We start from the raw sequence: 24,103 nt of genomic DNA on the forward strand, positions 1-24,103 counted from the left end.
AACTGTCGGGCGGGATGCGGCAGCGCGTGGGCTTCGCACGCGCGCTCGTCGTCGATCCGACGATCCTGCTGATGGACGAGCCGTTCTCCGCGCTCGACGTGCTGACGGCCGAGACGCTGCGTACCGATCTGCTCGACCTGTGGACGCAAGGCCGGATGCCGATCAAGTCGGTGCTGATTGTCACGCACAACATCGAGGAAGCGGTGTTCATGTGCGACCGGATTCTCGTGCTGTCGTCGAACCCGGGCCGCGTGATCGCCGAGATCAAGGTGCCGTTCAAGCATCCGCGCAACCGGCTGGATCCGGATTTCCGCAAGCTCGTCGACGACATCTACGCGAAGATGACCGCGCGCCAGATCGGCGAGACGACGAAGAAGGGGCTGGAGCTCGGCAGCTGGCTGCCGCAAGTGTCGACGAACCTGATGGCCGGCCTGATCGAGACGCTGGCAATGGCGCCGTACCACGGCCGCGCGGACATGCCGGAAATCGCGCGCACGCTGCATCTGGAAGTGGACGACCTGTTCCCGATCGCGGAAGTGCTGCAGTACCTCGGTTTTGCTGACGTGCGCGAAGGCGACGTGTTCCTGACGCCGTCTGCGCGCGTGTTTGCGGAATTCGGCACGCAGGAACGCAAGCTGATGTTCGCGGATCATTTGCTGAAGCACGTGCCGCTCGCCGCGCGGATCAGGAGGGTGCTGAACGAACGGCCGGGCCATCGCGCGCCGCGCGTGCGGTTCGAGCAGGAGCTGGAAGATTTTCTGTCCGATGACGCGGCGGAGGAAACGCTCGACGCGGTGATCGACTGGGGGCGTTACGGCGAAGTGTTTTCATACAACGACAAGACCGAAGTGTTCAGTCTCGAGGACGTCGAGAGTTGAGATCCGTCGATCGGTGAGAGGCTGGCCGCGGGCTTCGATCCGGACACGCGCGAGGTATCCAGGCCCGAAAGGGTTGCTCCGCATGATGCGCCTGAGCGAATCGCTCAGGCGCACGTCCGCGTGTGCGTTGCTGAACGGTTCATTGAGATGCCCGAGCGCGGGCGGCGTCCGAGCACACGCGGTCTCCGAGGCACCTTTCCTGCCCGGTAGCCCGGTCAGCTATCTCCAATCCGCCCGTTCTCCATCCCCAATCCGTTGTGAACGCACAACACGATGAACGCTGCATCATGTGAAGGCCAATTGCGCGATGCAGGCCCGTAAGGGATTTTGGCAATGTCAACGATGGATGCTTGATCTATTTGTTTCGAATCGTCAACGTGGAATGCCGATGCATCGGGACATCGGCATGCGCGTCGCACAGAATCGGTATTTGATAAAAGTCCGCCAGCGGATCTGGTGCTTAATATTTGTCTGAATAATCAATGGGAAAAACGTAGGATCGGCAGCAGATTGGTACCGGATGCAGATCGAGATCGACGTGCACAGTTTGAAAAATGAAAAAGTGAAAAGCGTCAAGATCCGAGTTTATTAACTAAATGTCCCAGAGTGTTACGCAGTGCGCGGTGATAGCGAGAATGAAAAATTGAGAAATCGTTCTCGCAATAAATGCGTGCCCGAGGCCCGGAGGGAAGGTTCCACGCGTAGCGTGGCGATTTGCAGTTACTGACACTGTGGATTGAAATATTTTTGTAAACTGCGCGGCGAGAGACCAATCATTACGCCGCTAATAAGTGAAGAATCGCGAAACTTCGGCAGCGTGGATTTCGGCGTTGGCGAGCGTTTCCGCGCTGGCACAAGGCATTCCGCCGTCCGAAATCACGCCCGGCCCGCAAATCCAGCGTTTGCAGCAGCAGCAACTTGAAGCCGCCAAGGAGCTGAATCCTCGTCCGAATGTGCTGACGCCGACAGGTGAAAAGCCATCGGCGGCCAATATCAAGCATCTGCCGAGCGACACGCCGTGCTTTCCGATCCGGGAAATTGCGCTGGAAGACAATCCATTTGACTGGCTTGCCACCGTGTTGCAGCCGGTCGTCGGGCAGTGCGTCGGCAAGACCGCACTCAAGCATATTCAGGACGTTGCCAACAATGCATTGATCGCGCGCGGTCACGTGACGTCGCGCGTGCTCGTGCCGACGCAATCGCTGCAATCGGGAACGTTGGCGCTACGCGTCGTGCCCGGCCGTATCAGCGATCTCCGAGCTGACAGGCCGACGATCGGATGGATGCGTACTGCACTTCCGACGTCGCGCGGGGCGCTGCTGAATCAGCGTGACATCGATCAGGGGCTCGAAAACCTGCGGCGCTTGCAATCGCAGTCCGACGCGACATTCGACATCGCGCCCGGCCCGACTCCGGGAGACTCGGAACTCGTTCTGCATCCTGGGACCGGCAAGCGCTGGCATGCCGTCATCGGTGCAGACAACGCCGGTATGGACACCACGGGCAAGTATCAATTGTCCGGCTCGTTTACGTTCGATTCGCCGCTGCACCTGTATGACCAGTTGCAGATTGCCGGCACGACGAACGCGAATGTCGGCGCGTCCGACAAGGGCAATCAGTCAGTTTCCGCGAACTACAGCGTACCTGTCGGGTATGCGTTGCTGACGCTTGGCGCGAGCCGTGCGCGCTACAAGCAGACGGTGGCCGGCTTCGACGCGCCGATCGAATACACAGGTGTCCAGTCGCAGCTACAGGCGGGACTGTCGGGCGTGGTCTATCGCAACGCCCATGCGCGTACCGAACTCCACGGCAACCTGTTCCACAAGATCGGCCGCAACGCCATCGACGGCGTCGACATCCCCGTACAGCACCGCGACATCGTCGGCTACGAGCTGGGCGTGTCCCACCGCCAATACATCGGCGATGCAGTCGTGGACGGCTCGTTTGCGTGGCGGGCATCGTTGCCGGGCCTGTCGAGCAATACGGGCACGGTCGTCGGTTCGCCGGATTTCGACGGCAAGACCCGCGTCGAAGTGGCAAGCGTCAATGCCCGGCTTCCTTTCAGGATCGGCGTTCAGACGTTCTCGTACCAGTTCGGCTGGAACATGCAGAACGCGCGCACGCCGCTGACGCCTTCGGACTACTTCACGATCGGCACGCGCTACGCGGTGCGCGGGTTCGATCAGCAGCTCACGCTTGCAGCGGAGAGCGGTTGGGCCGTGTCGAACGAGCTCGACTGGTACGTGCCGACGCCGATCGGTACGCAGGCCCTTTATGCGGGGATCGATGCCGGGCGCGTACGCGGGGCCGCCGCACAGTACCTGCTTGGCGAAACGCTGGTGGGAGCGGTCGTTGGCGTACGAGGCAATCTCGCGCCGAAGAACGTGCTCGGGGCGGCGCTCAGCTACGAAGTGTCGCTCGGTTTCCCGGTGTCGAAGCCGCAGGGATTCAAGACTGGCTCGCCGACGCTGCTGTTTCAGGCCAGCACATTGTTTTAGTGCGCTGTTGGGTTGGCCCGAGCCGGGATGAGAGCCTCGCCTCGGTGCTTTGATGAACGAGAAGGAAAAGACGGAAAGACTATGCAAAACGTGTACGACAAGCAGACGCGCCGAACCCTGAAAGCCGCGACGGCGGCGTTTGCCGCAGTGGCGGCCCTGGGACTGAGCGGATGCGGCGGCGGTGACGACGGTGATAGCGGCGCAGCCGCATCGGGCAACGTGCCTTCCAACGGAGGACCGGGCGCTAGCGCATCTTTGGGTGCGGCGATTCGGGTTGAAGGCCAGTCGCAGTCGGTTTCGAGCCAGCACTCGACGGTTCGCATTCTGATGCCGCCCGCGTCGTGGAATGGCGGTCAGATGCCGAATGGCAACTACGTGCTCAGAGCGCTGTCCCAGCCCGCCGCCGCGCTGAAAGAGCAGGCGCCGGGGGCCTATGTCGCGATTCCGTACGATTCGTCGGGCACGGTCAAAACCTTGACCAAAGGCACCGTGACGGACCTCGCCGGAAATGGCTCGATCGCGATCGGTCGCTGGGCCGACGGCGCGGATTCGTCGGGCGCTTCGTACAACGCCAACCAGGGGCAGGCATGGGCCGTTGGCGTACCGGTTGCGATCGATGCGAGCGCGCCGGTGCAAATGCAATGTTCGCTGGCCTTCGCGACGCGTCCGACGCCGACCGATGGCAACACGGCACCGGGTTCGCTGAATGGCGCCACGGCGACGCTGACGAGCGGAACGGACACCTTTGGCAATCCGGGCATCAACTACACGTTGAATCTCCAGTACTCGATCGGCAGCGACAGGGACCAGACGTTCGTCGGCACCTCCGCGATCGGGTCGACGGTACTGAGCGCGAAAACCCGATCGTCGCTGATGAGCACGGTCATGGGCCCGGACGCGAAGCAGCCGTATCTCGTCGTGTCGTACGGCATCCCGGCTGCGACGACGGGCAACATCAATGGCTTGGTCGCGCTCAGCTGCAAGTAACGTGCGGGCAAGGCCGGCTGCGTGTCGGAATGCACGCGCAGCCGGCCTGAAACACAATCAAGAATAAAACGATCATGAATTCGGGAATCTTTCGCTTGGTGTTCAGTGCCGTGCGCGGCATGCTGGTGGCCGTTGACGAAAACGCGTCGGTGCATGGAGGAGGGGAGCGCGCTCGAGTGCGGCGGGCGGTTCACCTTGCATCGGCGGATTCCGGAATATCGATCTGGTTCGCTGCCCGCGCAACGGCATTCGCCGCGTTGTGCACGTTCGGCATGCAACCGTTGGCGGTTGAAGCGCAAGCAACGCTGCCCATGACGCCCGACCGCAGCGGACCGACCCACCCGGTCATCGGCGTGTCGGCATCGGGTATCCCGCTCGTCAACATCACGGCACCGCGAAACGGCGTGTCGTTGAACAACTTCACGCAGTACAACGTCGGCACGAAGGGCGCGGTGCTGGTCAACAGCGGGAGAGATTCGCAGTCGCAACTGGCCGGTTGGGTGCAGGGCAACCCGTTCATCGGCAACAACCCTGCGCGCGTGATCGTCAACCAGGTCACGTCCGGCAATCCCAGCCAATTACTTGGGCCGACGGAAATAGCGGGCAGCCGGGCGAATCTCGTGATCGCAAACCCCGCCGGTATCACGTGCTCGGGTTGCGGCTTCCTGAATGTTCCGCGCGTCACGCTGACGACCGGCGTGCCGACCTTCAATACCGACGGCACGCTCGCTGGCTTGAACGTAATCCAAGGACAAATCGGCATTGGCGGCGCGGGGCTCGATGCGCACGGTAGTGCGATCGACCTGATTTCGCGCGCGATGACGATCAACGGCCAAGTGTGGGCAGATTCGATCAATGCGGTCGCCGGTGCGAACCGTGTCGACTACGCAAGCAACGCCATGCAGGTGCAGGCGGGCACGGGCGCGACGCCGGGTGTCGCGATCGACGTCCAGGCGCTGGGCAGCATGTTCGCCAACAGCGTCCGGATGGTCGGAACCGAGGCTGGCGTCGGCGTTCGGGATGCAGGTGCCATTACGTCCCTGACCGGAGACATCCAGGTCTCGAATAATGGCGATGTGACGATTGCGCCCGGCGCGCGCGTTCAATCGGCTGCCAACACGCGCATCGAGGGCGCCAACGTGTCTCAGCAGGGCACGGTGGTCAGTGCTCGAACTACGGAGCTGGATGCGTCCCGGGCGTTGTCGAACGCCGGAACGATTTCGTCAGGCGGCAATACGGACCTGACGGCTGCGACGTCGCTCGACAATGGCGGACACGCGTACGCGGGTGCCGACCCGGCCGGCAATCTGGTCGGCGGCGGCTCCGTCACGGCACGCGCGGCCGACATCACCAGCAGCGGAACGTTGGCGGCGGGCGACAACGTGAACGTCTTCGCCGGCGGCGTCACGCTCGACCATGGAACGGTCGCCGCAGAGAACGCGATCAACGTGACGACAGGCGGCACGCTATCGAACGTTGGCGGCACGATGAGCGGTCAGAACGTGACGCTGAATGCCGGACAGTTGATCAACGACTCCGGCGCCATCGGTTCGAGCAGCCAGGCGAACGTGACGGCGCGAGCGGTTTCCAACCGGGCCGGTACATTGTCGGCCGATGTGTTGTCGCTGAACTCGACGGGGGCGCTCGACAATACGCAAGGGCATATTACGGCGCGCACCGCGCAGATTGCCGCAACCGACTTGACGAACGTCGCGGGAGAGATTGGCACGTCGACGGGCGCGTTGTCGGTGGCGGCAACCGGCAACGTGTCCAACGATAGCGGAAAGATAGCGGGCGGTAGCGGACTCGCGCTGGCGGCGAGCGCGGTTTCCAATGCGCAAGGCCAGATCGGGACCGTGGCAGGCGATACATCGCTCAATGTCGCGCGGTCGCTCGACAATGCGAAAGGCAAGATCGCGTCCGCGCGAGAGCTGACCGTCCAGACTGCGGAACTGAACAACGGTACCGGAACGCTCAGCGCCGGCGCAGCCCATATCCACGCTGCCGACATTGCCAACGCGGGCGGTGAGATCGGCACAGCCGACGCATTGACGATCGCAGCGTCCGGATCGGTCTCGAACCGCGCTGGTGCCATCGTCGGTGGGAACGGCCTGACATTGACCGCCGACGGCGTCGACAATACGTCGGGCAAGCTCGGATCGATGACCGGCGACACGACGCTGCGAGCTACGCAGGCCGTGACCAACACAAGCGGCACCGTGAGTTCGGCCGGCCAGCTCAACATGAATGCCGACACGCTCGTCAACGACAACGGTAGCGTTACCGCGGGTACGAACGCCACGATTCGGACCGCCGGTTTCAGCAATGCCGGCGGCGAGATCGGCTCGACGGCGGGCGTGTTGTCGGTGAGCGCGTCGCGCTTGGCGTCGAATGACGGCGGCAAGCTGGTCGGTGCATCCGGTACTGCAGTCACGGCAAACACCCTGAGCAACCATGCAGGGCAGATCGGTACGTCGTCTGGCGACACCGCGTTGAACGTTGTGCAGACGATCGACAACACGCGCGGCAAGATCACCTCGGCGGGCGCGCTGACTGCGCAAGCCGCCGCGTTCGACAATACGGAGGGGATGGTTTCGGCCAATGCTGCGAAATTCGATATTGCCGCCTCGCTGACGAACGCGGGCGGTACGATCGGCGCGACGCACGAGGCGATCATCGCCGCACAATCGGTATCGAACCGGGGCGGCACGATCGGGTCCGTCTCGGGCGGCTTGTCCGTCACGACGGCCGGCACGACCGACAACGCGGGCGGCAAACTGCTCGCGTCTGGCAACACGACGCTGACGAACGCCGGGCTCTTGAATGCTGGCGGCACGATTACGGGCTCGAACGTTGCTCTGGCATCGGGCCAAAGCGCGATCGACAACACGCTCGGCACCGTGGCGGCGAGTCAATCGCTGATCGGTCGATCGAGAGCGTTTGATAACCGTTCGGGCCTCGTGCAGGCAACCGCTGCGGTCGACATCGACTCGCACGGCCAGACGTTCGATAACGGCGTGTTGCCGGGGCAGACCACAGGCGGTCAGGTGCTCGGCAATGGCGTAACGCTCGCGACCGGCGCATTGAATAATGCCGGCGGCGCGGTGTCGTCGAGCGGCGCAGCGGTCATCCGCTCAACCTCGGTGGTCAACGATGGCGGCGCGCTGGTCGCGGACGGCGCCTTGGCTGTACAAAGCGCGGGTACCGTGTCGAACGCGGCCGGCCAGATCGGTGGCAACAGTGATGTGCGCGTGTCCGGTACGGCCGTCGACAATACGCGCGGGGCGATGCACGCAAGTGGCAAGCTGTCGGTGAATGCCGACACGATCCGGAATGCGCAAACAGCCAATGCGACGTTGCCCGCGACGGCCGGTGTACCGGGCATGGTTGCGGGCATGGAAGGCGCAAGCGTCGTCCTGACTGCGAGCCACACGATCGACAATACGGCCGGCTCCGTTCGGGCGGACGAGGATGCGACGCTGACCGCTCCGACGATCGACAATTCGTCGGGGAGCGTCCAGTCGAAGGGTGCCGCAGTGCTGAGTGCCGCCAATACGCTGATCAACAGCCAAGGCGACATCAACGGCGGTCGGAAGCTGACGATCTCGACGGGCACGCTCGCTAACGACGGCAAGCTTCAATCGGCCGGCGACGTCATTGTGACGGCCCAAGGTGACCTCACGAACAGTGGCCAGATCGTGGCGGGGCATGATCTGACGGCGACTGCCGGCGGCACGCTCGACAACACCGGCACGCTGTCGGCAGGCAACGCTGCCAGCGTCGCTGCCAAATCCGTGCGGAACCGTGCGACCGGCGAGATCGTCGGCGGCAATGTCGCCAACGTTCATGCGAACGAGTCGATCACGAACGAAGGTCTGATCGATGGCGGTGCAACGACGGTGACTGCCGGCGATACCGTGAATAATGCGGGCGGCCGGATATATGGCGATAGTGTCGCGGTCGGTGCGAAGACGGTGATCAACGACCGGAGCGTGAAGGGCGTCGGCGGTGTGATCGCGTCGCGGAGCGACCTCGACATCGGCGCGCAGACATTCAGGAATCTGAACAACGCATTGATCTATGCGAGCAACGATATTCGTGTCGGCGGCGGGCTGGATGCGAACCATCGGGCAACCGGCAGCGCGCAGATCGTGACGAACAACGGTGCGCAAATCGACGCCGGCCGTGACATCACGATCGACACCAATCGCTTCGAAAACCTGAACTCGAATTTCCAGACGTCGACCGTTACGACTACCAGCGGCAATCAGCTGTGGTATCAGGTGCCGGGCTCGACCGAGAAGATCGATCCGTCGACCGTCTATCTGTACCAGAAGAACAACCATGAAATTCGTCCGGGTACAGACTACCAGTGGGCGCTCGACGACGATCAGAAGTTCATTCTGCTGCCCTCCACGAAATATCCGTTCGCCGAGTATGCGAAGTACACGATGAACGGGGTGGCGGGCAAGATCGATAGCACTGCGTATCCCGCAAACAATTTCGGTAGTGAAGGTGTTGCTTCGCAAACTGGTGCGTATCGGACGGTGCCGGCCGATATTTGGGCAACGTTCGGCGTGGCGCCGCCGCCCGATGTAAATCCCGCGTGGACCAAGCAGGGGCCGTTTGCCATGACGGGTCTCCCCGGGCTGTTTGCCGGTCGCAAAGGGGTGGGTAGCGACTGGTTCTCCGTCAAGCCGCCGACCGAAGCTGATGTAACGGGCGAAAAGCCGAATCCCTTCGGTCCGCCGAGTCCATCATGCCTGACCTCGACCCACGCGGCTTGTGCGCCATTCCAGCAGTGGTACAAGGACACCGTCGCCGCCTACCAGAACCTGAACCGGGCGCTCGTTGGCTATAACGGAGACGTGGCGAGCCGCCTCGTTCAGACCTACACCGTCTATACGGCCAACGTGACATCGACCAAGGATGTCGTGACGGCTTCGCAACCCGGCACGATCACGTCTGGTCGTAGTATCACAATCAATACCGCCTCGGGCGTCAACGACAAGAGCCAGATCGTGGCCGGTGACGGCAACAATCCGAAAAACGTACAGAACATCGGTGCGCAAGGCGCGGAAACGTTCACGGGCTCAGGGCAGGCGATCTATACGTGGGTTCAGTCTGGCGGAGCGTTCAGCGGCGACGAGCGTGCGACCAGCTCGACGCCGTTCGTGCCGGCCATTCCGCCGCAGACGATCGATCTGCCTGTCGTATTGACCGATCCAGGCAAGCCGTCGAATCCGATCAAGAGCGTGGCGGTTGCCACGTCCGCGGCGCAGGGGGCGAGCGGAACCGGTGTGGCACCGGTGGCCGGTAAGGATATTGGTGCGCAAGGAATCGCCGGCGTATCCGTGCAGGGTGTCGGCACCGAAATGGTAACGGCGGTGAAGGCCAATGTCGGCGTCGTCGTCGTGCGGACGGTAACGCCGAGCACGCGCCTGCCCAACAATGCGCTGTACCAGGTGACTAGCGACCCGGGCAGCCGTTTCCTGATCGAAACGGATCCGCGCTTTACCGATCGGCGGAAATGGCTGTCGAGCGACACAATGCTCGATGCACTCAAGATCGATCCGAACACGGTCCTCAAGCGGATCGGCGACGGCTTCTACGAGCAACAACTGATCCAGCAGCAGATCATCCAGACGACGGGCCAGCGGTTTATTGGCAACTACACGGACAACGAGAGCGAATACAAGGCGCTGATCGCCAATGGAGTGACGGCGGGGCAGCAGTTCGGCCTGAACGTCGGAACGGCGCTGACCGCAGCGCAGATGGCTGCATTGACCAGCGACATCGTGTGGCTTGTCAATCAGACGGTGACGTTGCCGGACGGTAGCCATCAAACCGTGCTGGTGCCACAGGTGTATCTGCACGCGAACGCGGCGGACGTGACCGGCGAAGGCGCGATCATTTCCGGCAAAAACGTCACCGTCGATGCGGACGGCGCATACAAGAACTCGGGCACGATTGCGAGCCGCAACGTGACGATCATCCATGCGGATTCGATCGACAACCGAGGAACGGTCGCAGGCGGCACCGTTGTGGCGAGCGCCGACAAGGATCTGAACAACCTCGGCGGGTTGATCCAGGGCAATACCGTGGCGTTGTCGGCGGGGCGTGACATCAACCTGACCACGACCACGAGTTCAGCTACCACGAAGACCGGCACTGCAACCGGTATCGATCGCATTTCGACGATCAATGCGGGCACGTTGCACGCGGTGGCTGGGCACGATCTGAATGCAAATGCAGCTGCGATTGCGACCACCGGCGACGCGGTGCTCGCAGCCAACAACGACGTGAACCTGAACGCGGTTCGCCAGAGCAGTCAGGATGCGATCAAGTGGGACGACCGAAATCACGCCGAACATTCGGCCTCGCGTGATATCGGAACGCAGATCGCGACGGGCGGCAATCTGGCGGTCGTCGCCGGCCGCGATGTGAATGCGACGGCGGCTTACGCGAATGCACAGGGCGCAATCGGCGTGAGCGCCGGCCATGACGTTAACTTGAAGGCCGGCGAACAGAGCGCCAGTGCAAAGGATGAACACTATCGCAAGGAAGGCGGCTTCTTGTCGTCGACGTCGACGCATACGATCGATTCAAGCAGCTATACCAATTCAATCGGCACGACGTTGTCGGGCAGCACGGTTGCGGTGCAGGCCGGTAGCGACCTGACGGCGACCGCCGCGACGATCGCAGCGACCAACGACGTGAGCCTTTCTGCGGGCCGAGATCTGACGATCACGACGGCGGATACGGCGTCAAGCGAGTATCACTACAAGGACGTGAAGAAGTCCGGTCTCGGCAGCGCGGGTGCGGGCATCTCGTATGGCACAAACCAGACGATCGATACCAGCCGCGATACGGTGAAGGGTGCGCAGGGCAGCCTGATCGGCAGCACGGACGGCAGCGTGTCGATGGTGGCCGGCAACAAGCTCCATGTGACCGGTTCGGACATCGTCGCCGGCAAGGACGTCACGGGCATCGCGAAGGAAGTGACAATCGATGCGTCGCAGACGGATCGTCGTCACGAAGAAACGCACGAGGTGAAGAGCTCGGGTTTCACGCTGGCGGTGAAGTCGCCGGTGATCGATGCGATCCAGAACGTGAACCAGCAGGCGCAAGGCGTCGGCGGCAGCCAGGATGGACGGGCGGCAGCGCTGCATGCGATTGCGGCGGCGGGCGGCATGGCGGATCTGGTCGGCGCAACGGGCAGCATGACGAAGGCGCTGAACGATCCGAAGGGCAAGGTCGACGCGAAGGTGGAGTTGAGCTTCGGCTCGTCGTACAGCAAGACGACGTTTACCGAGGACAGCACGCAGCACACCGGCAGCAGCGTGAAGGCGGGCGGGACAGCCGCGTTCGTCGCGACGGGTGACAAGAACGCCGGGCAGGGCAACGTGACGATCCAGGGATCGGACGTGAGCGCGAAGGACGTGCTGCTGCAGGCGACGAACAAGGTCAATCTGGTCAACAGCACGGACACCGACAGCACGCGCAGCACGAACGAGTCGAAGAGCGCGAGTGTGGGCGTGTCGTATGGCACGGGTGGTTTCGGTGTGTCGGCGTCGATGTCGCGCGCGCATGGCGATGCGAATTCGGATGCGGCCACGCAGAACAATACGCATATCAACGCGGGCAATACGGCGACGATCGTGAGCGGAGGCGACACCAATATCGTCGGTGCGAACGTCAACGCGAACAAGGTGATTGCCAATGTCGGCGGCGATCTGAATCTAGCGTCGGTGCAGGACACGAGCCGCAGCGCGGCGCACCAGAGCAGTTCGGGCGGCGGGTTCAGCGCCAGCATGGGCGGCGGCAGCGCGAGTTTCAGCGCGCAGAGCGGCCATGCGAGCGGCAACTATGCGGGCGTGAACGAGCAGGCGGGTATCCAGGCTGGAGACGGTGGTTTCGACATCACCGTGAAGGGTAATACCGACCTGAAGGGCGCTTACATTGCGGGCACGGCGACGGCTGAGAAGAATCAGCTGACGACCGGGACGTTGTCGTTCTCGGATATTCAGAACCACTCGGAATACGATGCAAGTAGCTTCGGAGTCAGTGCCGGTGGTGGAGTTGGCAATGGCGGTAACAACTACGCGACTCATGGGCCGACGAGCGGCAAGAATACAGGCGGTGCGTTGCCGCTGTACGTGAGCGAGAGTGGCAGCAGTAGTGCGACGACGAAGAGCGCGATCGGCGACGGCAGCATCACGATCACGGATAAGGCGAACCAGAAGCAGGATGTGGCGACGCTGAATCGTGATACGTCGGACCTGAATGGTACGGTACGCAAGATGCCGGATCTGCAGCAGGTGCTGAGCAATCAATCGGATCTCATCAACGCGGCGCAGGCTGCATCGGAAGCGATCGCGAAGCAGATCGGAAACTATGCGGACAGGAAGGAGCACGCCGCCCGGGATGCTGCTGCGGCGACTGACGATCCGACGCTCAAGGCGCAGTATTTGCAGGACGCGAAGAGCTGGGCCGAAGGCGGCGACAATCGTGTTGCGCTACACGTTGCAGGCGGTGCGCTGACGGGCGGATTGACGGCGGGCGGATCGGGTGCGGTGGGTGGCGCTGCGGGAGCGGGTGTGTCGGCGAAGCTAGCGCCGCAACTGAATGAAATCGCGCAGTTGATCAAGGAGGCGGGGCCGACGAGTAACAAGAACGTGGATGAACTGCTGGGTAACGTCGCGTCGAACCTCCTGGCGGGCGGAGCCGGTGCGCTTGTGGGTGGTGGGACCGGTGCGTTGACGGGCGCTGCGGCCGATCGGTTCAATCGGCAGTTGTACGAGGACGGCAAGGCGAAAGAAAAGACGTTAGCGAAGCAACTGGCGGAAAAAAGCAAAGGCCGATATACGCAGGCGCAGATTGAGGATCAAATGCGGATCATGGGAGGATCAATTGGCGGAGATCGTGAGTCTGGGGCACCTGCAACATTGGTCGGGACGATGCCGACCGACTCCGGTGCGAAATGGCACTATGCGGGGCACACCGATGACGGCAAGCCGATTTGGACTCAGATCACGGTGCGGCCGAATGCTGAATTGCAGAGCTACATACTTGCGAATTCTGCTTCGGCGCAGAACGGAGTGCCGAACATCGTGTATGACCAGACCGGGAAGAAGGGCTCTAGCTTTGAGGTAACGGGGCCGTTCACGAAGTTTGATCGGACGGATGTGAATTACGTGAGAAACACGACAGCGGATACGGCGGCGATGGTTTCGACGAATGCGGGGCGGTTTAGCTCGGCAACTGGGGCTGCTGCAGAGATTCCATCGCCATACGCTCCGGGGTTTGCTAGCGCAACATTAGTTGGAACGGTCCTGGGGTTTGGTGCGGGCATTGTCGAGCAGCTTGCTAGGCCCGACCCTATCGGGTTTAGTGTTGACGGTACAGTCGATGTTCTGTTGTATAGGCCCGCTGAAAAATTTCCGCTTTGGGGACCTGCAATCAATGAGCTTGGGAATGCAATTAAAAACTCAACTTGGCTGAATCAACTGAAAGGGCGAGGTGATCAAAAAAAATGAAGAAAATCCGTGTCATTGATGATGGAAATCTAAGTGGCTGGTTGCGTACGGTGCTTTGCGTGACGGGCGCGGGTATTGTCTATTGGAGCGTCCAACATACACATTCGATGCTGATGATGTCGTTTGGATTATTGCTTGCAGCGATAGGAGGCTACGCTAGTCGTGCTCGTATGCTGAAGATCAAACCATTCGATAACAGCTACAAGAAAGCGCGCAAAAGCTATGAGTCGAAAAAGGATGATGAGGGGGCAAGAAAGTGAATGAAGCATGGTCAAACGAAGATGTAAAAAAGGATCATTTCGCTGTCGCTCAGGTTGCGCTATATATTTTTGCGATTCTGCAAATGGTGATTGTGTTGATGACTCTGACTGGAGGGATCCCGCTTGGTCCCGGTCCCCAGGTGTCGACAATGCAGCGGTTGTCGGCAATCACGAGCACGGTCGTTAACCTCCTTTGCTTCGCAGTAGGTTACGTACTGCTGGCACGGTGTCTGACTCGTTGCACAACACTGGTGTGGCGTATCGCAATCAGCGTTTTCCTGGTCAATAGCTGCGTCACTGCGCTCGCGATAGCGGCACAGCCCAACCCGCTTCCGGTCCTGACTTGCAGCCTTTCCATTGCCGGGGCGATCTCGGTGTGGAACGGGCGAGGCGTGGTCGGAAGGCATGCAAATAAATATTCGGTCGACTGATTGGTTCAATCGGCAGTTGCACGAGGACGGTAAGCTGAAGGAGCATATGCTGGTGAAGAAGCTGGCACGAATGGAACCGGTGACGAGCGAAGGAGGGGTGTGGCCGGCGATGTTCGAATAGCGTCGGCAGAAATTCCGCAGGACGGTACAGAATGGACACGGCATGGTGTGAACGGTGTTGATGCTGACGTCGAAGGGAATGGCGGGCGTGCTGCGCGCCTCGCTCGTCGTGATCGCGGCGACGCTGCATCAGTTCGACGTTCCGGAAGCGGGGCTGCTGCTGATCCTCGGCGTCGACACGTTCCTCGACATGGGCCGCTCGGCCACGAACGCGGTCGGCAACTCGATCGCGAGCGCGGTCGTCGCGAAGTGGGAAGGCGAGTTGATGTCCGAGTCCGAAGCGCGTGCGCATGCCGCGCATCTCGACGCGGAACTGGAGCGCCAGAACGGCGATCCGGCGGACGGCGCCGGCCCGGCGACGTCCGTTTAATTCGCTGCCGCGTCGCCGATGCACGCCGCGACGTCGCGCCCGACGCGTGCTATCTCGTCGCGGTCGCGAGTCCCAGCGCGTCGGCCGCGACCGCGAACGGCTGGACGCGGCGGTCGCGCATCTCGGCGATGCAGCGACCGGCGAGGCGGCCGACCTCGGCGTGCGCCGCGATGCGACGGCGGCCATCGGCGCGATCGTCGCACGATGGCCGCGCATCGACGTGCTGGTCAACAACGCGGGTTCGACCCGACGTGTCGCCGCGGACGCCGACGCCGGCGATGCCGAAACGCAATGGGATGCCGTATTCGACGCGAATCTGAAAAGCACGCTCGTCACGACGCTGGCTGTGTTGCCGCACTTGGCCGAGCGCGCCGCGCGGATCGTCAACATCGGCTCGATTGCCGCGCGCGCCGGGAGTCTGCTGCCCGGCGGTCTTGCGTATGCGGCGGCGAAGGCGGCCGTCGAAGGGTTCACCGTCGCGCTCGCACGCGAGCTCGGGCCGCGCGGCGTCACGGTCAATGCGGTTGCGCCCGGCTACATTGCCGACACACGTTTCTTCGGCGACGCAGGCGTCGCACCGGGCATCGCGGCGGCGATCCGCGACCAGACGCCGCTCGGCCGCCCCGGACATCCGGACGATGTTGCCGACGCGGTTGCATGGCTTGCCGGACCGCGCGCCGGGTTCGTCACCGGTGCGATTATCGCGGTGAACGGCGGCTGGCGAGTCGGCTGAAGCGCAGGGTCGACGCGGCCCCGGCTGCGTGGCAAAAGTGAATCGTCGGCGCTCCAGCTTCGCGGGCGCTGCGTCATGACAGTCGCACCGCCCACGATCGATCCGCGTCGCGCGCGAAGCGCACACCCGTCCGCCGGTTTGCCTGCGGCAAACATTGCTCCCCTTCGTCGTAAACGTCTCGAATGCGTGATATTTGCGCCGCCCGATCCGGTTTAGAGTGGCCGCGAATCAATGACGATGTGTCGTATGGCCGCAGTAGCCGCCGTACCGACGCACCAGAGGAGTTGGAGACAAATGGGTGAAGGCAGAATTACGCAAATCGAATCGTTCGGTTTCGAGCGCATTCCCGACGCATCGCGCCATGCGCGTCCGATCGATCTATTCCGGTTGCTGTTCGGCGGCTGCAATACGTTTTCCACGTCGGTGCTCGGCAGCTTTCCCGTGCTGGTCGGGCTGTCGTTCAAGGCGGGCGTCGCCGCGATCGTGCTCGGCGTGCTGGCGGGCACCTGCATTCTTTCGCCGATGAGCCTGTTCGGTCCGCGCAACGGCACGAGCGACCCCGTATCGTCCGGTGCGCATTTCGGCATTCACGGCCGGATCGTCGGCTCGTTCCTTGCACTGCTCACGTCGATCGCATTCTTCTCGCTCGCGGTGTGGAGTTCCGGAGATGCGCTCGTCGGCGGCGCGCACGACCTGGTCGGCGTGCCGGTCAACGGCTTCACGCTCGGCGCTGCATACCTGGCGTTCGCCGTGCTCGTGCTGATCGTCTGCATCTACGGCTTCAGGTTCATGCTGCTGGTCAACAAGGTCGCCGTGTGGGCCGCGAGCCTGTTGTTCGTCGCAGGCCTGTTCGCGTTCGCCGGGACGTTCGACATGAACTACGCGGGTACGCTGAACCCGGGCAGCGCGGGTTTTTGGGCCGCGTTCGTCGGCGCGGTGCTGGTCGCGTTGAGCAATCCGGTGTCGTTCGCGTCGACGCTCGGCGACTGGGCGCGCTACATTCCGCAGCACACGCCGAAGCGGCGCGTAATGGGCGCCGTGTTCGCTGCGCAGATCGCGACGTTCGTGCCGTTCTTCTTCGGCCTCGCGACCGCGACGATCATCGCATCGAAGGCGCCCGCGTTCATTGCATCGAACGATTACGTCGGCGGGCTGCTCGCGGTGTCGCCGCGCTGGTTCTTGTTGCCGATGTGCCTGATCGCGATCATCGGCGGGATGTCGACCGGCACGACGGCGCTATACGGCACAGGCCTCGACGTGTCGAGCATGTTCCCGCGCTGGCTGAACCGCGTGCGGGCGACGCTGCTGATCGGCACGCTCGCGATCGCGTTCATCTTCATCGGCCGTTTCTGGTTCAACCTCGTCGAAAGCGTCGCAACGTTCTCGACGCTGATCGACACGTTCAGCTGCCCGTGGATGGCGATCATGGTGATCGGCTACGTGACGCGCCGCGGCTTCTATCTTGCCGATGACTTGCAGGTGTTCAACCGCGGGTTGCGCGGCGGCCATTACTGGTTCACGCACGGCTGGAACCTGCGCGCGATGGGGGCATGGCTGCCGGCCGCGTTCCTCGGGCTGTCGTTCGTAAACCTGCCCGGCCAGCTCGTCGGGCCGCTCGGCAATCTCGCCGGCGGACTCGACCTCAGCGTGCCGGTGTCGCTGGTGGTCGGCGGCATGCTGTATTTCGTGCTGCTGAGTGCGTATCCGGAAGCGGATGGCGTATACGGCCCGCGTGGACGCTTTGTCGTGCGCGGCGGCAAGCGGGCGGCGCGCGCGGTCGGTGCGCCGGCGATTCAGCCGAAGGGGTACTGAGCACAGGATGCCGTGGAACACGATGCCGCCGAGCGGGAGAGCCGCCGGCGGCACGGTCGTTTCGGAAGCGCGACGGCTTGCGAACGGGCTCGCGTGAACGTGGTTTCGCGATGCGGCCCGTGAAGAAATACGCGAAACGGGCCGCCGGTGGCGGGGGCGAGGCCGTCCGCCCGGTTTCGTGATGATGGGGTGCTACGGCCGCAGGCGCACATGGACGTACTGTCGCACGCGGGCTGCGTACAGGTTGGCCCGATTCTGTCGGACGTTGTCCTGCGGGCGGCTGTCGCACGGAGCTGCACGGCACGACACTGGCGCCTCGCGGTCGCTGCAGGCCCGTTCCCGAACGGCAATCTGCCACGGGGCCGCGTACGGCGGCATTTGTTGCCGAACCGCCGTTCCGTTCGATGTGCCACAACCTGGAGTAGAGAGCGACTCATGCAACATCCGACCATCCGCACCCTGGCCGGCGCGAGCGCGCCGACGTCGATCGACGCCGCGCGCACCGCGCTACTGGTGATCGATTTCCAGAACGAATATTTCAGCGGCCGGCTGCCGATTCCGGAAGGGCCGCGTGCGTTAGCCAATGCGCAGCGCGTGATCGCGTTCGCCGATCGTGCGGGCATTTCCGTGTTCCACATCCAGCATGCCGGTGCGGCCGACGGCCTGCTTTTCGCCGACGGCAGCGACAGCTTCCGCTTTCATCCAGACCTGCAGCCGGCGCCGTATCATGCGGTCGTGAAGAAGACGTCGGTGAGCGTGTTTCCTACGACCGACCTGGACGAGCGCCTGAAAGCCGCCAGCATCGACACGCTGATCGTCACTGGTTTGATGACGCATGCCTGCGTTGCAGGCGCGGCGCGCGATGCGGTGCCGCTGGGGTACGCAGTGATCGTCGTCGACGACGCGTGCGCGACGCGGGACCTCGACGTCGCCGGCGGCACGGTGCCGCACTGCGATCTCCATCGCGCGACGCTGGCCGCGCTGTCGGATACGTTCGGCGACGTGCTGACGACCGAGCAGGTGCTCGCGCTCGGCGTCGCCTGAACCACGCGTGGCCGGCGCTTGAGCGTCGCTCGCGCGCGACGCGCTCAATCAGCCCGTCACGCGGGGCGTGGATCCTTGCCTCGATCCGCCGCGTCGAGGCGCGGGCGCGGCGACAACATCGTGTTCGCGTTCGCGGTTCTTCCATTGCTGCGTGGGTTACGTCCCGGTGTTCGACGATCATGCCGTCCTTCACGCCGAAGAGATCGACGAGCGCATCGCTGCGCTAGCCCGACCAATCGGTTACATGCGCGGGCAGTTAGACGAGATCGCCCTCGGTCGCACTACGGAGAATTCGCGGGGGGTCCGGGGTCTTTTTGAACGCGCGGACGAACGGCGCGACCGGCCAGCATGAACGTTCCGCCCGTGCCATCGGGCCAGCACGCGCGTGGCGGACTGTTCGCCTATCGCCACGCGCCGTCGACGTAAACCCACACTTGTCCCTGGCGACGCCAGTAGCCGGGCACCCACCTATGCCCCGGGCGCCGCGCGAGCCAGCGTCCGGGCACCCATATATAGTGGCCGCGCTGCCAGCGCCAGTAGCCGTCGGCCCAGACATAGCCGTGCGGCCGCGGCGGCGGCGGCCGGCGATCGCGCCGCGGGGCCGGTGGCGCGAAGCGTGGACGATCGGAATAAGGCGGTCTGCCGGGGCCCCGGCCTGTACCGGGCGGCCGATATCCGGGCGGTGGGACGGGCTGGGCCGAGGCGGCGTGTAGCCAGCTGCCCGTACCGACGACAGCGGCGGTCAGTCCGATCGCGCGCAACCACAAGCGTCGATTCATGCAGATCCTTTTATATAAGTGCTGGAGGCGGCCTTACATTAGCCTTCTGGTCCTGGGGCCGGGTTACGGGCCTCGTTAAGCCTGTTACTGCATGTCACGACGGGGACGCGTCAGTGGCACTCCGGGGGCGATTCCCAACCGCGGGAACCACAGAAAGATTGCGGAAAGCGGCAGCGGCCGAGCGATCCCGTGTTTACTGTTCGTGCCACGGCTTTTAGGCGACCGTACCCGTTATTTGAGATTAAACCAAGTAAAAATTACCGTTTCTCGGCGGCTGCCACGATTCCGTTTGTTGTTTCTATGCAACCGTCAAGACGATGACATGAAAGAATGGTGGGATGAAAGCCTACAAAAAGCGGCCGTCAAGAAGTCAAAAAAATACGTCAAAACAAATACTTATAACTCGTCCCCACTTTCATTATTTCTAGTTCTGGAAAAGCTTATTTCTTTATTTGCAGATCGCTCCCCTAGGGTACACCCCTAAACTCACGGTTCCCAAACGGGCAACTATCCGGGCGCAGCCAGCAGGACCGATGGCGTTTCCGGGCGGTTGCAGACCGTTTATGAACAAGGTCGCGAGACCTGCCTCTTTTTAGAAGGGAGCTCCACGAATGAACAAGACTCTGATCGTTGCAGCAGCTGCAGCATCGTTCGCTACCGTCGCTCACGCGCAAAGCAGCGTCACGCTGTACGGCGTGCTGGACGCAGGCATCACCTACCAAAGCAACGTCCAGCCGGCACTCGGCCAAGCTGGCAAGTCGCGTTGGTCGATGGGTTCGGGCATTGATCAAAGCCGCTTCGGCCTGCGTGGTTCGGAAGACCTCGGTGGCGGCCTGAAGGCAATCTTCACGTTGGAAAGCGGCTTCAATATCGGTAACGGCAAGTTCGCGAACAACAACGGCATGTTCAACCGCCAGGCTTTCGTCGGCCTGTCGAGCCAGTACGGCACGGTTACGCTGGGTAAGCAGTACGACTCCGTCCAGGACTACCTGGCACCGCTGACCGCAACGGGCTCGTGGGGCGGCACGTACTTCGCTCACCCGTTCAACAACGACAACCTGAGCACGAACGGCGGCTACTCGGCTAACAACACGATCAAGTTCGCAAGCGCGAACTACGCTGGCCTGCAATTCGGCGGCACGTACTCGTTCTCGAACAGCACGAACTTCGGCAACAACCGCGCGTACAGCGGCGGCGTGTCGTACCAGTTCCAAGGCCTGAAGCTGGGTGCAGCTTACTCGCAAGCGAACAACCCGAACAACAACACGACGGGCGCAGTTGACTCGTCGTCGGCTCTGTTCAATGGCCAAGGCCGCCTGCGCACGTACGGCGCGGCTGCTGCATACGCATTCGGCCCGGCGCAAGTTGGCGCGGCATGGACGCAATCGCGTATCGACAACCAAGCTAACGGCGCGGCAACGTTCCACGCTGACAACTACGAAGTCAACGCAAAGTACAACCTGACGCCGGCTCTCGGCCTGGGTGCAGCGTACACGTACACGAACGCGAAGGTTGACGGCCAAAGCACGCACTGGAACCAGTTCGGCCTGCAAGCTGACTACTCGCTGTCGAAGCGCACCGACGTCTACGCACAAGCTGTGTACCAGCGTGCAGCGAAGAACGGTGTTGGCGCATCGATCTACAACGGCGACGTCAGCACGCTGCCGAGCTCGTCGATCAACCAAACCGCAGCAACGGTTGGTCTGCGTCACCGCTTCTAAGCGTGACGGCTGGGTAACCAGCTTCGCAGCTCAAAAAGGCGCCTTCGGGCGCCTTTTTTTTCGACTGTGAAATGCGTAGCCGACGATCCGGATCGTGGGGGCGCAAAAAAAGCGAGGCACGGACCTCGCTTTTTCGCATTCGGGGCAGGGTGCGGCTGTGCGGTGAATCAGCGCGTATATTCGCCGTTGGCTTCCGGCTGAAACACGATCTCGGCGACCTTCATGAGCTTTTCGGCGCCGCTCGGCTGCATCACCTTGACCATCTGGCCGCGTTGCGTACCCAGCAGCGCCATGCCGACGGGCGAGAAGACGTTCAGTCGGCCGAGCTCGAGGTTGGCGGCATCGGGATAAACGATCGTCCAGGTGGCCTGTTCCTGGGACGCTTCGTCGAGCAGTGTGATCTGCGAATTCATCGTGACGACGTTCGCCTTGATGGCGTCGGGCTGGACGATATCGGCGCGCTCAAGCAGCGTGTCGAGCATCGCCTGAAAGCGCGGGTTGTGCTCGGCGTGCTTCTCGAGACGAGCGACGTCGAGTTCGGTCAACTGGTAAAGGCGTTGTTTCATGGCAGTTCTCCAAATGATCGGCATGGGGCAGGCGTTGCGTGCCTATGGGGATCGCCCGGAGCCTGTCTGACCTGGCTCCGGAAGGAGGCCGTGCCGTCAGTTCAGGCGCCGGGCAGGGGCGAGCGGTGCCTGGGCCGTGCGTCGAAGGCAGGGGTGCGCCGGATGGCCGGCGCGCGCGCCCGCGCCGGCGAGGCCGGACGGCGAAACCGACGAAAGCGTGAGCGCGTGCATGGTGGACAGAGATCGACAGGCGAATAAAACCTTACGATTCTACAACACAACCTTCCGAATGGGTGATCGGGTTGTCGGCCTTTCGTCAGGCATTGTTCTGAAAATGGTTCAAGTAATAGTGATCTTGCGGGATATCGGCGGGCGATTTTTTCCGAAAACGCAACGCAGTATGTTCAAACCAAGGGTTTCCCCTTGGTATCGCGAGCACTACACTTGATCCATCGCTTCAGACAGTCCCGCCCGAAGCGACGCCAAAAGAGAACATATTTCGGAGGTCCATCATGAAGTCGATCATCTACGCAGCGATCGCTGCATCCGTTCTTGCCACCCCGATCGCATCGTTTGCGCAGTCCGAGCAAGGTTTGACCCGCGACCAGGTGCGCGCGGAACTCGCGCAGCTCGAACAGAACGGCTACAAGCCGCTCGCAAGCGATGCGCAATACCCGCAGAACATCCAGGCTGCAGAACAACGGATCCAGCCGAACCAGCCGACGCTTGCCCAGGCCGACACGAGCGGCTATGGTGCGGTCGCGACGAGCGCAGGCCAGTCGGGCCGCCGCATGACGCGGGAAGCGCCGAACCCCGTGAACTCCGTGTACTTCGGCAACTAAACATCTCCGGGTCTGCCCGAGCACAGTATGTGACCGACCGGACGCGCGCCACCCGCGCGCGTCTGCGTCAGCAGAGCAGAACCTCCGTCGCCGCATTCCGGCGGCTTTACCGCCCAGACGCTCACGCGTTTGGGCCTTTTTTGCTGCGACACTCAGGTGGACGTGACGGCCGGCGTGCCGTGGATATAGTGCTCCAGCTGGCTGATCGTGAATTGCTGATCGGCAATCACGCTTTTCACGAGGTCGCCGATCGAGATCAGGCCGATCAGCTTGCCGCCGTCGAGAACGGGCAGGTGGCGCATCCGGTGTTCGGTCATCAACGCCATGCACTCATCGGTGGATTGCGACGGTTCGACGTAGCGCACCTTCGACGTCATGATTTCATCGACGCGCGTTGCCTTCGACGAGCGCTCCTGCAGTACGATCTTGCGCGCGTAATCGCGCTCGGTGACGATGCCCGCGATTTCATCGCCGTCCATGACCAGCAGCGCACCGATTCCCTTTTCCGCCATCAGCTTGATGGCGTCGTAGACGAAATCGGTTTTCTTGACGGTGTAGATGGTGCGGCCGGAGTCCGGCTTGGCCTTGAGAATTTGCGCGACAGTCGTGCTCATGTGCTTTCTCCGTGTGCTGGACGATGCAGGGAAGGCAGGGCGTGATGCGCGGCACCCGACGGGCCCAGTATAGCCGGGCCGGCGGCGGCAGTCGCGTGACGTTTCCAGATTAGCGGTAAACTCCGGTCACGCACTATCCACACAACTCCTACATTCCTGATCGTTTCCACTGAATTCATGATGTCTTCGCGTCCCCAATCGCCCGCGCAGGGCAATGGCCAGGCCGACGAGTGCGTGACGCTCGTCGCCACCGCGTCGCTGCCCACGCGCTACGGTACGTTCACGTCGTACGCTTTTCGCGTATCGGGCAGCGATGCCGAACATCTCGCGCTCGTGATGGGTGACGTTACCGGAGAGCAGTCCGTGTTGACGCGGCTTCATTCCGAATGCCTGACCGGCGACGTGTTCGGCTCGTACCGCTGCGATTGCGGCGAGCAGCTCGATCTCGCGCTGCGTTACATCGCGGCGGAAGACCGCGGCGTGCTGCTGTATCTGCGCGGTCACGAAGGGCGCGGCATCGGCCTGAGCAACAAGATCCGTGCATATGCGTTGCAGGAGCAAGGGCGCGACACCGTCGAGGCGAATCTCGACCTCGGCTTGCCCGATGACGCGCGCGAATACGACTCGGCCGCAGCGATCCTCCGGATCCTCGGCGTGACGTCGGTGCGACTGATGAGCAACAATCCGAAGAAGTTCGACACGCTCGTGAAGCACGGTATTCCCGTGTGCGAACGCGTGGCGCTTGCGGTGCCCGTGCGCGAGGAAAACGAGCGTTATATCCGGACCAAGCAGGTGAAGTTCGGGCATTACTTCGAGGAAAACGAGTAATAGCGTTCGACGGACTGCCGCCCGACGTGTGCGGGCGTCGGGCGCTCCTTCGACGAACTTGCGGCGGGAAACGAAGCGCCG

At 62.6% G+C, this 24,103-nt stretch carries 13 protein-coding genes and 2 pseudogenes; 12 read left to right on the forward strand and 3 right to left on the reverse strand.

Annotated elements, in window-relative coordinates; translation table 11 throughout:
* The 9 genes and pseudogenes from KDW55_RS03475 to KDW55_RS03515 form a co-directional block, all read left to right on the forward strand.
* A partial coding sequence (locus KDW55_RS03475; RefSeq protein WP_212161228.1) for an AAA-associated domain-containing protein occupies positions 1-878 on the forward strand: 878 nt, incomplete at its 5' end.
* Positions 879-1,708: 830 nt separating this feature from the next.
* A complete protein-coding gene (locus KDW55_RS03480; protein WP_249174039.1) occupies positions 1,709-3,376 on the forward strand; it encodes a ShlB/FhaC/HecB family hemolysin secretion/activation protein in 1,668 nt (555 codons plus the stop codon).
* 81 nt (positions 3,377-3,457) lie between these two features.
* Complete coding sequence (locus tag KDW55_RS03485; protein WP_212161227.1) at positions 3,458-4,363, forward strand: hypothetical protein; 906 nt, start codon at positions 3,458-3,460, stop codon at positions 4,361-4,363.
* Positions 4,364-4,437: 74 nt separating this feature from the next.
* Complete coding sequence (locus KDW55_RS03490) at positions 4,438-13,902, forward strand: hemagglutinin repeat-containing protein (protein ID WP_212161225.1); 9,465 nt, start codon at positions 4,438-4,440, stop codon at positions 13,900-13,902.
* The gene (locus tag KDW55_RS03495) at positions 13,899-14,162 is read left to right on the forward strand and encodes a hypothetical protein (RefSeq protein WP_212161233.1); all 264 of its coding nucleotides are present in this window, start codon (positions 13,899-13,901) and stop codon (positions 14,160-14,162) included. Before KDW55_RS03490 ends, KDW55_RS03495 begins: the two co-directional genes overlap by 4 nt.
* Positions 14,163-14,768: 606 nt before the next feature.
* A pseudogene (locus KDW55_RS03500) lies at positions 14,769-15,083 on the forward strand (cation:dicarboxylase symporter family transporter); the annotation flags it as partial.
* A gap of 61 nt (positions 15,084-15,144) precedes the next feature.
* Positions 15,145-15,816: pseudogene (locus tag KDW55_RS03505) on the forward strand (SDR family oxidoreductase); the annotation flags it as partial.
* A gap of 294 nt (positions 15,817-16,110) precedes the next feature.
* Entirely contained in the window at positions 16,111-17,628 is a 1,518-nt protein-coding gene (locus KDW55_RS03510; RefSeq protein WP_212161223.1) for a cytosine permease, read from the forward strand.
* A 435-nt stretch (positions 17,629-18,063) separates the two neighbouring features.
* Positions 18,064-18,672, forward strand: a complete 609-nt coding sequence (locus KDW55_RS03515; RefSeq protein ID WP_212161222.1) for a cysteine hydrolase family protein — start codon at positions 18,064-18,066, stop codon at positions 18,670-18,672.
* 401 nt (positions 18,673-19,073) lie between these two features.
* Here the strand turns inward: KDW55_RS03515 and KDW55_RS03520 are convergent, their stop codons facing one another.
* Positions 19,074-19,451 (reverse strand): YXWGXW repeat-containing protein, encoded by a 378-nt coding sequence (locus KDW55_RS03520; RefSeq protein ID WP_212161220.1) that lies wholly within the window; start codon positions 19,449-19,451, stop codon positions 19,074-19,076.
* Between the two features lie 611 nt (positions 19,452-20,062).
* On the opposite strand from KDW55_RS03520, the gene KDW55_RS03525 reads away from it, so the two are divergent.
* Positions 20,063-21,172: a porin gene (locus tag KDW55_RS03525; RefSeq protein ID WP_040140277.1), complete on the forward strand. Its 1,110-nt coding sequence runs from the start codon at positions 20,063-20,065 to the stop codon at positions 21,170-21,172.
* A 167-nt stretch (positions 21,173-21,339) separates the two neighbouring features.
* On the opposite strand, the gene KDW55_RS03530 is transcribed toward KDW55_RS03525, so the two are convergent.
* Positions 21,340-21,738 carry a GreA/GreB family elongation factor gene (locus tag KDW55_RS03530; protein ID WP_040140274.1) on the reverse strand — a complete coding sequence of 133 codons (399 nt, stop codon included), beginning with the start codon at positions 21,736-21,738 and terminating at the stop codon, positions 21,340-21,342.
* A 512-nt stretch (positions 21,739-22,250) separates the two neighbouring features.
* On the opposite strand from KDW55_RS03530, the gene KDW55_RS03535 reads away from it, so the two are divergent.
* Positions 22,251-22,580, forward strand: coding sequence for a DUF4148 domain-containing protein (locus tag KDW55_RS03535; protein WP_040140272.1), 330 nt, complete (start codon positions 22,251-22,253; stop codon positions 22,578-22,580).
* A gap of 152 nt (positions 22,581-22,732) precedes the next feature.
* Here KDW55_RS03535 and KDW55_RS03540 read toward each other — a convergent pair whose 3' ends face one another.
* Positions 22,733-23,194 (reverse strand): CBS domain-containing protein, encoded by a 462-nt coding sequence (locus KDW55_RS03540; RefSeq protein WP_040140269.1) that lies wholly within the window; start codon positions 23,192-23,194, stop codon positions 22,733-22,735.
* Between the two features lie 177 nt (positions 23,195-23,371).
* Between KDW55_RS03540 and ribA the strand changes: the two genes are divergently transcribed.
* On the forward strand, positions 23,372-24,022 hold the full coding sequence (gene ribA, locus KDW55_RS03545) for a GTP cyclohydrolase II (RefSeq protein ID WP_040140267.1): 651 nt from the start codon (positions 23,372-23,374) through the stop codon (positions 24,020-24,022).
* Positions 24,023-24,103: the final 81 nt, after the last annotated feature.

Source organism: Burkholderia sp. AU19243 (genome assembly GCF_018148075.1).
GTDB classification, from domain to species: domain Bacteria; phylum Pseudomonadota; class Gammaproteobacteria; order Burkholderiales; family Burkholderiaceae; genus Burkholderia; species Burkholderia latens_A.